Here is a 14,726-nt window from a genome sequence, read left to right on the forward strand (position 1 = left end):
TTCATTTAACGAGTAAAAAGGAAAAGTTCAAGCTGAAAATAACATCAGCTTGAACTTTTTTCTTGCTTATATTTTTCCCAGTAGGCTTCTGGGGTCATTTGCATAATAGTATAGAAGCTACGTTTAAGTTTATTTTCATGAATAAAGCCCGTTTCTTTGGCGATTTCTTTAAGGCCTTTATCCCCAGCTTGTAAGCGTTGACAGACGCTTTTTATTCGTAGATGGGTCACTAAGTTTTGAAAATTTCTTTCAGTATAGGCGATAAGTTGGCTATTGATATCTTGGGGGCTAAGGGAAAATCTTTGACTCAGGTGTTCAATTGTAAGAGCATCAGTAAAGTGAGAGTAGGTAAATTCTAATATTTTAGGTTGCAATTCTTTAAGGGCTATAGGAGTAATGGCTTCAATTAATTGCCAGTAGGATTCACATTCTTTAGGGCTTAAGTAATGAATTTTTTTGCTTTCTTCCTGTATTTCTTGACTGTAGGGATAGTTTAATAGCAGAGAAATTTCTTCTTGATTTAACTCAGTATTTTCTTGTAAATGAAGCCATTTAAAGACACGGATTCTTTGTAAAACTTCTTTGAAGCTGATCCCTACATAAGCTTGTATTCCTGCTTCTAAGGACTGGCTATCCAAGAAAAAGATGTTAGCGACTTCATCTAAATGAAGCGATTTTGAAGCATTGTAGAATAAATAAGCAAATATTTCTTTATAAGAAGGGGTGTAATTACTTATTTGTTGGTTTTCTCTTTGATAGAGGATAATAAACTCTGCTAATTTAAGTAAACTACGAATAGTAGATAAGTCTTGGTGGGCATGAAAAAGTTGGTTGGTGTGAGTGGAAATCAGTCCAACCTCTTCACGTAAATCAGTGAGAATTTGTTTGACTTGATAACGCCCCTTAGGACTTATTTTTTTACAAGGATTATTTTCTAGATAATTGAATAAATCAAATGACTCCTTGTCAATATTTAAATAGTCTTTCATTAGAAATTTTATGCGATCAAAGTTATAAACGAGTAAATAATAGGTTACTCTTTCGGTTATCTCTACAATTTCAGAAACCTCAAAAGGTAGTAAAGCAATAATATGCCCAGCTTTCATAATATAGTCAGTATTATTAATTTTTATTTTCCCTTGACCTGAAATAATAATTAAAAACCGAGCTTCTTTATGCAATAAGGGTTTTGTGGGGCTGGAATCTGATTGGATATCCATTGATAAAGCAAATGAATTTTGTTTAAAGCCATCATTGAGTTTATTAATATATTTTCTCATCACTATTGATGGTTCACTCCCCCTACTATTTTAGTTTATTTAATGGCATGAATAAGATTATTATATACTAAACTTAACACAATCAAAATGATAAAAGAAAGCGCTATACTTTGATAATTTATTGATCAACGATATAATAAAAACATATTAAATGGTCGAGATTAAATGAAAAAAGGAGATTATTATGAGTCATTTATTCGTGAATTGTGAATATGGGATTTCTGGTGACTTAACCCTAGCTGCCTTAGTTGACTTAGGGGCAGACCCGCAATATATCGAAAGCGAGTTAAAAAAATTACCCATTGATGATTTTTCCATGTCTTTTAGCAAAAAAGATGAAAAGGGGATTACTGCTAATAAACTTAACTTAAACTTTGCAGAGCTTGATGAAGACCATGATCACCACGGTCACCACCATCATTCGGCTCAAGGGATTTTTCAATTAATTGAGGAAAGTGATCTGGCTGATCGAGTTAAGGAGCGGAGTTTAGCCATATTTAAAGAGGTCGCTCGCGCAGAAGGAAAAATCCATGGCAAGCCAGCTGACCAGATTCATTTTCATGAAGTAGGCGCCATGGACTCGATTATTGATATTATTGGGGTGTGTTTAGCCCTAGAAGACTTGGATGTTGACTACTTAACCTTTTCAAAAGTGCCTACCGGTCATGGCAAGATTGAAATTGCTCATGGACTTTATCCGGTGCCAGCACCAGCAACTATGGAAATCTTGGTGGGTGTGCCTTTATCGGCTTTTACTGCAGAGGGAGAATTAACTACACCAACCGGGGCAGCTTTCGCCAAGGTTTTAGCCGATGATTATGCGGATGTGGTTGAAGGGACTGTAGAGAAAATTGGCTATGGAGTGGGGGATCGTGAATTTGACCATCCCAACGTCTTACGGATTGCTTTATTAAAAAAAAACTAGCAGGTGCTAGGGAAAGCGTTTCAGTGATTGAGTGCCAAGTCGATGATATGACGGGAGAAGCATTGGGCTATTTGTTGCGCTTGCTGGAGAGTCAGCAAGAAGTTCTTGATGTTTTCTATAGTCCCGTAAAGATGAAAAAAGACCGTCCAGGCGTTCTCATTACGATCTTAACCCCAAGCAAAGATAAGGAAAGCGTTGCTAAAATTTTATTAAAAGAAAGTTCTTCTTTTGGGGTGCGTTACTATGACAGTGAACGCTTGATTTTAGCGAGAGAGTTTACCCAAGTGGCCTTATTGGGCGGTTGGCTACAGCTTAAAATCGGATATCTGGATGGAAAGATTATTAAAGTCACTCCAGAATACGACGACTTGGTGAACTTGGCTAGAGATAATCACTTAGCCCTTAGTCAGGTCTATCAAAAGGCCTTGGTGGTTATTGAAGAAAAGTTCGGTTCGCAAATAGAATAAGTAAGGAGTAATTATGGAGCAAAAGAAATTGCAGCAATTGGAAAGTCTCTTAAAAGAAATGGGCCAAGTCTGCGTTGCTTTCTCTGGGGGAGTGGATTCAACTCTTCTCTTATATCTTGCTAGAAAATTACTAGGTAAGGAGAACACCTTGGCCATCATTATTCAGTCTGATTTAGTGAGTGAGGCGGATGACCAGGAAGCGCTAGCTCTTGCTCAGGCTATGGATGTGGAAAGTCAGCTTATTCCTGTCAAGGAGTTAGAAGATCCCCGTATTCAAAAAAATGACGAAAATATTTGGTATTACAGCAAATTGTTGTTTTACCAAGCCGTTCAGAAGGCCGCCAAGGCTCAAAATAAAGACTATGTATTAGTGGACGGGATGATTGTAGATGATTTAAAAGATTATCGTCCCGGCTTAAAGGCCCGTAAAGAGTTTGATATCAAAAGCCCCTTAATCCTGTGTGATTTTACTAAAGATGATGTCCGTCAACTGGCTAAAAAAGAAGGTATTTCGAATTGGAACCGGTCAAGTGGCTGTAGTGTAATTTCACGCTTTCCTACCGGAACACCACTTAACCAGGACAATGTCCAGCAAATTCTAGCTAGTGAAGCTTATATGCGCCAAAAGGGTTTTGATCCCGTTCGGGTTCGCTACTACAATGAATTGGCTAAGCTAGAGCTCTCTCCTGACCAGTTCGACCAATTCTTCCGAGAAAAGGATGAGATTTTAGCCCAATTTAAGGTTTATGGCTTTAAACACCTGGCCCTAGATGTTGAAGGCTATGTTTATGGAAAACTCAATCGTTAAAACTAATTTATTAAGTGGTATCAATAAAGAGAGATAGAGGAAGGACTTATAATGTTTGATAATTTAGGTGAAAGCAAGGTGGATATTGATCGCGATCATTTAAAGGGTTACCCAGAGATTGTCTATGGTTTGCATAAAACTGCAGGACAAATCGCTCGGGTGATGCAGTCTTTACTTGACCACGATAAGCCTGTTTTGGTGACCCGGGTAGCTAAAGAAAAATGGGAGGCTATTGGGGCAGATTTCCCCCAAGCTGACTATCAAGAAGCTGCTCAAACGATTACCATTGGCCAGTGTGAGAAAATTCCTCATGGCAAGATGGTAATCTTAAATGCAGGAACCTCTGACTTCCCCGTATCAGAGGAAGCTCGGGTGACAGCAGAATGGATGGGATGCCAGGTGACCTGCATTTATGATGTTGGCGTGGCCGGTATCCATCGCTTGTTATCTTACCAAGAAGAAATTCGCCAAGCCAACGTGCTCGTAGTGGTTGCAGGGATGGAAGGCGCTTTGCCTAGTGTGGTTTCCGGCCTAGTAGAGGCGCCCGTGATTGCTGTACCAACCTCGGTGGGTTACGGGGCTAACCTAGAAGGTATTACGACGCTCTTAGCCATGATTACTTCTTGTTCTTCCGGGATAAGTGTCGTGAATATCGATAATGGCTTCGGTGGAGCCTACCAAGGAGCCTTATTCTTAAAGCAGATCAGCCAATTTGTTAAGGAGAGAGGTTAACAATTTTTATAGATAAGTAGAAAGAGGGGGTGATACGAAGATATAACTTTGTCACTTGTCACTTGCAAAGAAAAGTGAGGAATTATCATGAAAGAAGAAAATCAAACTGCTAATCAGCCAGCTCCCCAGAAGAAGAAAAAGAATAAAAAACTCGGTAATCTACTTTTACTGGTTGTTGCCTTTTTATGGGGATCATCACTTACTGTAGTTAAGGGCGCACAGGATTACGTTAATCCAAATATGATTTTAGCGATTCGCTTTTCAGTAGCGGCTTTGGTCTTAGCGATAATCTTTTGGAAAAAAATTCGTGATATGACTAAAGAGGATTTAAAAAGTGGAGTAAGTATTGGGGTTTTTCTCTTCATTGCCTATTCTATCCAGACAGTTGGGGTAGGATATACAGATCCTGGTAGATCAGCTTTTCTGTCCGCTTCCTATTGTGTTTTAGTCCCTTTTATTTCCTGGATCGTTTTAAAAAATCGGCCTGATAAATTTAACATGATTGCTGCAGCATTCTGTATTGTAGGAATTTATTTTGTGTCAATGGCTGGTGGTGCTGAAAATTCAGTGCTGGGTCAAGGACGTGAAGCAATCTTAGGTGATGCTTTGGCCTTACTGAGCGGTCTGTTTTTTGCCTCTCACATTGTAGCGGTTACGAAATTTTCTAAGGGCAAGGATCCTTATTTGATGACTATTCTGCAGTTCATTACTGCAGCAGTCTTATCTGGCTTAACGACCTTGTTCTTTGAAGATAACTCTAATCTGGTGATTGGACAGAGAACTTTCTTAGAGTTGGCTTACTTGGCAATAATGTGTACAGCAGTTGCCCTCCTATTTCAAAATGTTGGGCAGAAATATACTGATGAAACCAGTGCGGCTTTAATTCTTTCTCTAGAATCAGTCTTTGGTATTTTAATTCCAGTGGCTTTAGGGGTTGAGACCCTAACCGTATACAAGACTATCGGTTTCGTAATGATATTTGTTGCGATCTTAATTTCAGAAACTAAACTGAGCTTCTTATTTTCTGATTCAAAAGAAGAATAATTAATAAAAAGAGTTGATTGGAATGCTTACGGAGCATTGCGGGCAACTCTTTTGTTATTTATCAAGATTTTTCAATAACGGATTTGTTCTTTAGGATTTAACTTACGAAATGCACTGGGGGATATTTGTAAAATCCTTTTAAAATTTCGGGTCAGGGTCTTGCTGGAATTAAAACCGACTTGATAGGCGATATCAATAATGCTTAGGTCAGTTTTAATAAGTAAGTCACAAGCTTTATTGACGCGTAATTGATTCAAGAAATTTGAAAAATTATCTTCAACAAAATAATTAAGCATAGAATTAATATCTTTAGGGTTACTATCAAATATCTTCGACAGTTGATCAATGGTAATATCTTCGGCATAGTTTTCATACAGGTAATTGATTAATTTAAGGTCTCGCGGGCTTAGGCGGCTAGGTATTTGCTTGTCTCCTTTTTTATAGGTGGCTTTGAAATGGCTACTATTTATGCCGTGGTGTTGGCTAAATAGTTTGGATAGCCGGGACTTATCACTAAAGTTTAAAGTATCAGCAATTTGGGTCAAGCTGAGATCGGTATGGAGTAATAAGTACTGGGCTTTAGATAAACGCATTTCATCGAGCAGGCTATAGAAGCCTAGACCAGTTAATTTCTTGATATACTTTGAAATTGTCGATTTTGATAGAAAGAAAATTTCTGAGAGCTTATTTAAAGAGATATCTTCAGAAGAGTGTAGGTACATATAGCGGAAAATTTCTTCGCTACAAATACTTTGGGTCTTATTGTTAGAAATTTGTCGTAGGTAAGAAATGATAATTTCTGCTAATTGGATGACAATCCACATTGAAGATAGGGGCTTTGTGTGCCGATTGATTGAGGCAGTGCGTAAGCCGATCTCATCTCTTAAGGAATGGATCGCCCTTTGGAAGACCTGACTGTCATCTTTATCGACTTGGATTGAATGTTGTTGATAAAGTAAGTCAACGATATCTTGACCTTCATTTGCATAGCTTAACTGTTCCTTTAAGATAAATTCAATGAGTTCAAATCGATAAATTAATAGATAATAAGTGACTTTTTCATCGACCGCAATTATTTCTGAAATTTGCCAAGGTAAGAGTGAAATAATCTTGCCTCTTTTCATCGTATGAACTTCGTTTTGAATTTTTATTTTTCCTTTGCCGGATAAGATAAATAAAAAACGAGCTTCTTTATGGATTAATGCCTTTGTCGGAGAACTGTCGCTTTCAATATCTAATGATGCAATAAAGTTATCATCAATATTATTGGGAGAAGGTTCTTGGATATTAATAGGACCTTGCATGACATTCACAACCTTTTTAACTTCTTCACTCTTATGTTTATTTTACCATATAATTGCTTGAATAAAATTCAAAAGAGACGGTGACTAAGTCTGGGTATTTTATTTGAAAGCATTATAAGAAACGACAAACAACATTTCTTACCTAAGATGTCCTAGATTAAAAAAGTGAGCTGCTATAATAGAGCTGTAAGCGATTACAACATAGTTGTAATTAAAAAAGTTCGAACTTTTGTAATAGCAATAATGACATTAATTTTTAGGAGGAAATATCTCATGGCAAAAAACTTTCGTGGTAAAAGTTATCTAAAATTAATTGATTTCACCAGTCGTGATATTCGTCACTTATTAGATCTTTCAAAGAACTTTAAAGACATGAAGCGAGCTGGCGTTCCTCACAAATACCTAACAGGTAAAAATATTGTTCTCTTGTTTGAAAAAACATCGACACGGACTCGTTGTGCTTTTGAAGTTGCTGGTTATGACCTTGGTATGGGCGTGACTTTCTTAGATGCTAATAGTTCTCAAATGGGACATAAGGAATCCATCGCTGATACCGCCCGTGTGCTTGGCCGTATGTATGATGGGATTGAATACCGTGGCTTTAGCCAAGACGTTGTTGAAGAATTAGCTGAATATGCAGGTGTTCCGGTATGGAACGGATTAACTGATGAATGGCATCCAACCCAAATGTTAGCTGACATGTTAACTGTTGAAGAACATTACGGCCACTTAAAAGGTCTAAAATTTGTATATATGGGCGATGCTCGTAACAATATGGCAAATTCCTTAATGGTTGTCTGTGCTAAATTGGGAGTAAACTTCGTTGCTTGCTCTCCTAAAGAACTTGCTCCAGATCCTAAGTTAGTAGAAATGTGTGAAGAAATTGCTAAAGAAAACTTCTCAACTGTTACTGTGACTGACAATGTTGAAGAAGGCACTAAAGATGCTGATGTTCTTTACACTGACGTATGGGTTTCAATGGGTGAACCAGACGAAGTTTGGGAAGAGAGAATTTCTTTACTAAAAGACTATCAAGTAAATAAAAAAGCCATGGAAAATGCAAAACCAACTGCTATTTTCTTACACTGCTTACCAGCCTTCCACGATGAAAAGACCACAGTCGGCCAAGAAATTGCTAAGAAATTTGGCTTAACTGAAATGGAAGTTAGCGACGAAGTCTTTGAATCTGAACAATCCTATGTCTTTGAACAAGCTGAAAATAGAATGCATACAATTAAAGCTATTGTTTATGCAACATTATCATAACTTAATAAGGTAATTGTTACGGATAACACTTAGTTGAATGGAAATAGTATCTTATATATTTCAAAGGATCAGATTGTCTACGGCTAAGATAATATTAGTCGGCTTCTTGCTCACTTAAATAATCATTTGAAAGAGGCTAGTGATGTTCCCCACAACTCATCGCTAGCCTAGTTGAAAAGATTAAAAATAGGAAATGAAGTCAAGGTAAGGTTTGAAACTAGTGTTATCTATTCAATTAATAGGCCGGAGGGAAAAGCTTTTAGCGACAGACATTTAACTAAAAAGCTTTTCTACTATCCGGCTTATTTTATTAATTGCTATCTCTAGCTATTATTGATTAACAATTCCTTAAAATAAAACCAATATTTAGAGGTGGTTAAAATGAATTTTATTGAAATAATTACTCAATTTACCAATTGGGTTTGGAACTGGCCTATATTAATTGTACTTATTACTGGGGGATTAATACTTGGTTACCAAACTCGCTTTATTCAAATTCGACACTTTGGTTATGCAATGAAGCAAACATTTGGCAAAATGTTTGACTCGGATGTAGGTGGTGAAGGTTCAGTAAGTCCCTTCCAAGCAGCATCGGCAGCTTTAGCTTCTTCAATCGGAGCTGCTAACATTGTGGTTGCGCCGGCGATTATATTTACTGCTGGACCTGGTGCAATTGTTTGGATGTGGGTAGCAGGTATTATTGGTCAAGCTACTAAGTTTTCTGAAATTGTTTTGGGGATTAAATATCGGGAAGTTAATGAAGAAGGAGATTATGTCGGGGGTGCAGCCTATACCTTTAAAAATGGTATTAAGGGGAACCTTGGTAAAATCATGGGCTTCCTGGTTGCATTCTTCTTCATGTTAGAAATCTTACCGTCAATCACAGTTCAAACGATTTCTGCTACAGCACCTCTAGAACAATTAGGGCTTTCTCGTCCTATATCTGCTGCTGCGATAACTGTCTTAGTTGTTCTTGTTGTATATGGTGGTATTCAACGGATTGGACAAATTACTGAGAAATTAGTTCCATTTATGGCTGGATTATACGTGATTTGTGGTCTGGTTGTTATTTTTATGAATATTCAGAATTTACCTGATGCTATTTCTGCTATCTTTTCAAGTGCCTTTAACCCACAAGCTGCGATTACTGGTGGTGCTTGGGGAGCATTCTTAGAAATGTTTAAAGCGGGTGCTGCACGCGGTTCCTATTCCAATGAAGCTGGTATGGGTTCAGCTGCTTATGCGCATGCTACTGCTGTTACTGACCACCCTGTACGCCAGGGGCTATGGGGGATCTTTGAAGTTGTTTCTACTACCTTAATGGTATGTACCATTTCTGTTTTAGTAGTTATGCTTTCTGGAAATTATAAGAATCCAGCCCTAAAAGATATTGCTGTTGAAAGAGCCTTTAACAATGCTTTCGGTAGTATAGGTACAGTTATCATAGCTATTTCCTTATTTATGTTTGTTATTTCAACGGTTATCGTTATTGTCTTCTATGCAGAAAGATTAGGTGAATACCTATTCGGACTTCACTTTGGTAAGTTAATGCGTTTCTTGGCTTGCTTTATGGTTCTTCTTGGGGGCTTTGTGACGTTTGAAGGCGCTGGAGTATTCTTAGACTTCACCCTAGGATTAGTAGTCTTTGTTAATATGATAGGGATGATTATGCTCAGTGGTGAAGTCAGAGAATTGACAGATGACTTCTTTACAAACCCTAAATATTTCCCTGGTGCCAAAAAAGATAAGTAATGTGTATCGATAAATTTAGTTAAGAAACTATACTTTCTCTTAGTTTGGATAAAGTAAAAAAGAATAAGAAATATTGCCTTTTGTATATAAATAGCCTTAATAAAAACGAACTAGGAGAAAGCTAAATGAAATCGCTTAATAAAAATATATTTTTATAGTAAATTATAAATAAACGAGTAATTTAGCTTAGTAAGAAATGTAGAAAGGAGGGAGGAAATGAACACAGAAAAGTATTCTCAGGAAGCCATGCAGGTGCTTAAAGAAGCACAAAACTTAGCCATAAATAAAAAGCACAGCGAAGTCACTGAACTCCATTTGCTCAAGGCGATTTTAGACCAAGATGAAAACTCGGTGATTAAATTATTGACCGACCAGGGAATCATGTTGGGGCCACTCAAAGAACAAGTGGATACCGCAGTGGATAAATTACGGAGTCCTAAAGGGGTTAAAAATCTCTACATCAGCCGGAATTATCAGCGTTTGCTTTTGATTAGCGAACAAGTGTCACGTGCTCAGTTTGAAAGCCGGGTCTCCTTAGACCATCTTTTCTTAGCACTAATGAAAGACGAAGATTTTGCTAGTGCTAAATTATTGGCCCTCTTTGAGATCACTGCTGACTTCTATGAACAAGCCATGGCTAAAAGAGAGACTGATAAGTTTCAAGAAGGTATTTCTAAGGCAGACTTGAAACAATTACTCAAGTACGGACGTAATCTTACCCAAGAAGCTATTGAAGGCCGCCTTGATCCAATTATTGGTCGTGACCAGGAAATGCGGAGTGTGATCCGAATCCTGTCCCGGCGGATTAAGAACAACCCTGTTTTGATTGGGGAGGCTGGCGTAGGAAAGACTGCTATTGTTGAGGGCTTAGCTCAACGGATTGTTCAAGGCCGAGTACCGGATAAGTTAAAGAATCGAATTATTTTTGCCTTAAATATTACCTCCCTAATTTCAGGAGCTAAATATCGGGGTGACTTTGAAGAACGCTTGGAAGAAGTCCTTGCTATCATCAAAGATTCTAAGGGACGCATCATTCTCTTTATTGATGAGCTTCATAATATCGTCGGAGCTGGAAATAGTTCAGGATCCATGGATACCTCAAACATCCTTAAACCTATGCTAGCGCGGGGAGAGATTTTGACTATTGGTGCGACAACGACCGATGAATATAAACTCTATATCGAAAAAGACCTGGCGCTAGACCGACGTTTTCAAAAGGTGCTCATTGAAGAGCCTTCAGAAGCTGCCACCTTGTCCATTCTGCGAGGAATCCAGTCCAAGTACGAATCTTTCCACCAGGTTAATATTAAAGACCCTGCCTTAGTGGAAGCTGTCCGTTTGTCGAAACGTTACTTGCCCAATCGCAAACTACCGGATGTTGCTGTCGATATACTGGATGAAGCTTCAGCCATGGTGAGAATGTATACGGATGAACTGCCTGAAAAGATTCAAGACCTTGAGGCTGAACTCAATAAAATGGAAACTGAAGCGGCCCGCTTGAAAAATGAAAGTGACCAAGTGAGTCAATATCGCTTCAAAGAATTAATGAAACAGGTAGCTGAGCAAGAAAAGCTACTTGACCAAGAATTAGCGAATTACCATAAAGAAAAAGACCGCATCCAAGAAATCACGCGTTTGAAGGGTGAACTAGAAACCCTGAGTCAACAAAAAATGGAAGCTCAATACGAGCGCGATTTAGATAAAATGAGTGCTTATTTAGCTGAAGAGGAAAGCACCAAGGCCGATTTAGAAGAACTTGAACAAAGTACTCCCTACTATAATGTATCGGCAGATGTGGGAATCAATGAAATTCGCGAAGTGGTTGCCCAACTAGCTCATATGCCTAAGGCAGAAATGGAATCAGATCCTGCTGCTCAAATTGCTAAAATCGAAAGTGACCTGCGGGAAAATTTTGTTGGTGCAGATGATTTAATCGACAAAATCATTAGCCTGGTTACCCAGAGTCGGTCCGGCTTATTTAATCAAACCAAGCCCCTACTTTCTTTGATACTAGCAGGTGAGTCGGGAACTGGAAAAACCTATATGGCAAGGTTAATTGCCCAGGCTCTATTTGGGGGTGAAGAGCATCTTATCGCTTTAGACATGAGTGAATTTAGAGATGCTTCTTCCAATACCAAATTGATTGGATCACCACCAGGTTATATAGGTTATGAATCGAATAACCACTTAACCGAACAAATTCGAACCCGCCCCTACTCAGTTGTTTTGCTAGAAAATATTGACTATGCCCATCCGGATATCTTTGCTTTGATCAAGCAAATAGTTGCCAGTGGTCAAATTCGCGACAATAAAAGTCGGGATGTTGATTTCTCTAACACAGTGATTATTGCTACCCTGACTTTAGATGAGGAAGCAGATTATCAAAAACAAGTGTCCAAGCAAGTCAATGGGCAATCGCTAAGTGATTTTGATGCTGTTTACTACTTACAGCTATTTGATAAAAGTGAGATGGCAGCTCTTATTCAATTAGAAATGGATCGCTTAGCCGAACGACTAAAAGATAACCAGATTAAACTCAGCTATCAAGATGAATTAGTCAGGAGCTTGGCGAATTATTTGGTGAATGACTTAGATCGTCATAGTGCCAATGATCTCTCCCAATTGATGGAGAGTGAAATCACTACGCCAATTGCTCAACTACGTCTTAATGATCAACTACCAGCATTTACCAAGATAGAACTTAGTCAAGCAAAGGGTGGTGATCGGCTAGTTCAAATTGACTACCAGCAGGAGAATGGCAAGTAAGATAATTAAAAACGACATCGTTAAAATTAACAAGGAGGAAGAGATAATGGCTTATAAGATACCAGAATTTAAATTTCCTGATTTCCAAGAAGCAAAATATCAAGAAATGCCAAGCGTGACTTACGAGGAAGCTGAAAGTGATGGCGTTTTACCTGATAAGTTTTATTTAACCACCCATTTACCTACCTTATATAAGTTAGGGGAAGAATGGATTTTACCTAAATATAACTCATTAAACTGTGTGGCAGTGGTTGAAGATGATGATATTGTTATTCGCGAGATGCGTGATGTCAAAGCCGGTGACAAAATTATTTCTGGATCGACCACAGATGGCACCCAAGGCATCTTAGTTTATAAAGAAGGTTTTCCAGAAGATATTTATTCCCAACGTAGTGTTTCAGTAGAAACCTCATTCTCACAAGACTACGACAAGCTCTTTGACATTATGGAGCATGAGAAGAATAATGGTGGCCATATTTCCTGGGTATTAGGGCCAGCAGTTGTCTTCGACCATGACACTCGAAACGCCTTAGTACATCTCGCTGAAAATGGTTATATCCATAGTCTCTTAGGTGGAAACGCCATGACTACCCATGACCTGGAAGGTGGCTTCTTAAATACTGCTCTCGGGCAAAATATTTATACTCAAGAGAATGCACCGATGGGCCACTACAACCACTTGGACCTCTTAAATGAGGTCCGGACAGCAGGGTCAATTAAAAACTTTAATGATGCTGGTAACGTTAAGGACGGTATTATTAAAGCCTTAACTGAGATGGATATTCCAATTGTGCTGTCTGGTTCCATTCGTGATGATGGTCCGCTACCAGAAGTGATGGGCTCAACCAGCCAGGCTTTAACTGAAACCAAGAAAATTTTAAATGAAGCAACTCTGATTATTTGTATTGCGACCATGTTGCACTCGAATTCAGTAGCCTCTTTAGCCTCAAGCTATAAAGTAGGCGATGATGGTAAGGTTCGTCCCGTTTATTTCTATACCATTGATGTTACAGAAAACGTGGTGAACAAGGTTGGGGCTGCCAGAGAATACATGGCTTATCACCCGATGGTGACTAACGTGCAAGACTTCTGTGTGGCTTGTGAGAAAGCTTTAGTAACACCAGCCCAAGGAGAAATGGCTAAGGCTGTTGAAGACGAGGAGTACGAAACCGTTGAAGTAGAAAACAATGTTGACGCAGCGAAGGGAGAGTTGGGAAATGACATTTAAGATTGCTGAATTTCATCATCCAGATTTTGACCAAGAATTTTTAAAAAACGCACCCAATGCTAAGTTAGTTGAAGTAGTGGAAGATGGTCTTAGTCCTAGAAACTACCATGCCTTATCTATTTATCCTGAATATTTTAAAATCAATGACAAATGGGTATTGGCTGAACAATCCCGGATGGACACCGTCGCAGTGGCCCATGACGAACCTGGTAAGGAATATATCGATGTGATCGAGTTCAGAAACCTGAAGAAAGGCGATAAGGTCGTTGTTGGACGGACAGAAGATGCGTCAGAAGGAATCTATGTTTGGACTGAAGGTTTCCAAGAGGCGGCTGCAGACGCGGATACCTTTGCCTTCCGTGCAGGTCGCTCTCGGGAAACTGCTTTTTCCATGGACTATGACAATCTCTATGAACTCTTAGAACACGAGCGGGAAGCTGAACATGGTTATGTGACCTTAATTTTAGGGACTGCTACAGTCTTGGACCGTGATTCACGTGAAGCTTTAGCTAAGATTATCAACGAAGGCTATGTCAATGCGATTTTCTGTGGGACAGAAACAGCTGCTTTTGACTTAGAACAAGGTTTGTATGATACCACTTGGGGGCAAGAAACCTTTACCCAAGAACAAAATACCTACCACAATATGTATGCCACCATCAACCGCGCTCGCCGCTATGGCTCAACTAAGAAATTAGTTGAATCTGGTGAAGTCAAAGATGGCTTCATGAAAGCAGCTATTGAACAAGATGTACCAGTTGTTTTAGCTGGAACCATCCGTGACCGCTTCGGTTTACCTGAAAGTATCGATAATGTCTATGATGCCCAAAATGAAATGCGTTCCCACATGCGTAAAACGTCAACCATGATTGCTATGTCAGCCATTCTCTTCACTATTGCAACTGGGAATATGACGCCTTCCTACAACCGTTTTGGTGATACAGTCAGACCGGTATTCTTATATACCGTTGACGTCCAAGAATTTGCGGTAGATAAATTGGCTGACCGTGGCTCCCTAACTGCAGTTTCTATCGTCACCAATGTTCAAGACTTCTTACGGAATATTGGTAGCGCCCTTTAAGCCGTAAAGCTAGCTACTGAGTTGGAAGATTAGAGCTTTGTAACTTAAGCATTAACATATCTGAAATTTTTTG

The 14,726-nt window shown here is 38.9% G+C and carries 12 protein-coding genes; 10 read left to right on the plus strand and 2 right to left on the minus strand.

The genetic code is table 11. The annotated features are described in order from the left end of the window. Window positions 1–44: 44 nt before the first annotated feature. A complete protein-coding gene (locus tag AWM73_RS01165) occupies window positions 45–1,280 on the minus strand; it encodes a helix-turn-helix domain-containing protein (RefSeq protein ID WP_060777700.1) in 1,236 nt (411 codons plus the stop codon). A 184-nt stretch (window positions 1,281–1,464) separates the two neighbouring features. On the opposite strand from AWM73_RS01165, the gene AWM73_RS09155 reads away from it, so the two are divergent. The 5 genes from AWM73_RS09155 (at window position 1,465) to AWM73_RS01190 (ending at window position 5,256) form a co-directional block, all read left to right on the plus strand. Continuing rightward, window positions 1,465–2,205 (plus strand): LarC family nickel insertion protein, encoded by a 741-nt coding sequence (locus AWM73_RS09155; RefSeq protein WP_060777701.1) that lies wholly within the window; start codon window positions 1,465–1,467, stop codon window positions 2,203–2,205. A 23-nt stretch (window positions 2,206–2,228) separates the two neighbouring features. Continuing rightward, window positions 2,229–2,672, plus strand: a complete 444-nt coding sequence (larC, locus tag AWM73_RS09160; RefSeq protein WP_060777702.1) for a nickel insertion protein — start codon at window positions 2,229–2,231, stop codon at window positions 2,670–2,672. Between the two features lie 13 nt (window positions 2,673–2,685). Beyond that, window positions 2,686–3,480 (plus strand): ATP-dependent sacrificial sulfur transferase LarE, encoded by a 795-nt coding sequence (larE, locus tag AWM73_RS01180; protein ID WP_060777703.1) that lies wholly within the window; start codon window positions 2,686–2,688, stop codon window positions 3,478–3,480. 51 nt (window positions 3,481–3,531) lie between these two features. Continuing rightward, window positions 3,532–4,212, plus strand: a complete 681-nt coding sequence (gene larB / locus AWM73_RS01185) for a nickel pincer cofactor biosynthesis protein LarB (protein WP_060777704.1) — start codon at window positions 3,532–3,534, stop codon at window positions 4,210–4,212. Between the two features lie 87 nt (window positions 4,213–4,299). Next, a complete protein-coding gene (locus AWM73_RS01190; protein WP_076340200.1) occupies window positions 4,300–5,256 on the plus strand; it encodes a DMT family transporter in 957 nt (318 codons plus the stop codon). 71 nt (window positions 5,257–5,327) lie between these two features. Here the strand turns inward: AWM73_RS01190 and AWM73_RS01195 are convergent, their stop codons facing one another. Beyond that, the gene (locus AWM73_RS01195; protein ID WP_076340201.1) at window positions 5,328–6,560 is read right to left on the minus strand and encodes an AraC family transcriptional regulator; all 1,233 of its coding nucleotides are present in this window, start codon (window positions 6,558–6,560) and stop codon (window positions 5,328–5,330) included. A gap of 273 nt (window positions 6,561–6,833) precedes the next feature. Here AWM73_RS01195 and argF point away from each other — a divergent pair, with 273 nt between their 5' ends. The 5 genes from argF to AWM73_RS01220 all read left to right on the plus strand — a co-directional run bounded on the left by argF (window position 6,834) and on the right by AWM73_RS01220 (window position 14,653). After that, window positions 6,834–7,826, plus strand: a complete 993-nt coding sequence (gene argF, locus AWM73_RS01200; protein ID WP_013669249.1) for an ornithine carbamoyltransferase — start codon at window positions 6,834–6,836, stop codon at window positions 7,824–7,826. Window positions 7,827–8,207: 381 nt separating this feature from the next. Then, window positions 8,208–9,578: an alanine/glycine:cation symporter family protein gene (locus tag AWM73_RS01205; protein ID WP_060777705.1), complete on the plus strand. Its 1,371-nt coding sequence runs from the start codon at window positions 8,208–8,210 to the stop codon at window positions 9,576–9,578. 216 nt (window positions 9,579–9,794) lie between these two features. Next, window positions 9,795–12,344 carry an ATP-dependent Clp protease ATP-binding subunit gene (locus AWM73_RS01210; RefSeq protein WP_060777706.1) on the plus strand — a complete coding sequence of 850 codons (2,550 nt, stop codon included), beginning with the start codon at window positions 9,795–9,797 and terminating at the stop codon, window positions 12,342–12,344. A gap of 46 nt (window positions 12,345–12,390) precedes the next feature. Continuing rightward, on the plus strand, window positions 12,391–13,572 hold the full coding sequence (locus AWM73_RS01215; protein WP_060777707.1) for an ornithine cyclodeaminase family domain: 1,182 nt from the start codon (window positions 12,391–12,393) through the stop codon (window positions 13,570–13,572). Beyond that, entirely contained in the window at window positions 13,562–14,653 is a 1,092-nt protein-coding gene (locus tag AWM73_RS01220) for an ornithine cyclodeaminase family domain (RefSeq protein ID WP_060777708.1), read from the plus strand. Before AWM73_RS01215 ends, AWM73_RS01220 begins: the two co-directional genes overlap by 11 nt. The last annotated feature ends 73 nt before the right edge of the window (window positions 14,654–14,726 follow it).

It is taken from the genome of Aerococcus urinae, from assembly GCF_001543175.1.
Classification (GTDB): Bacteria; Bacillota; Bacilli; order Lactobacillales; family Aerococcaceae; genus Aerococcus; species Aerococcus urinae.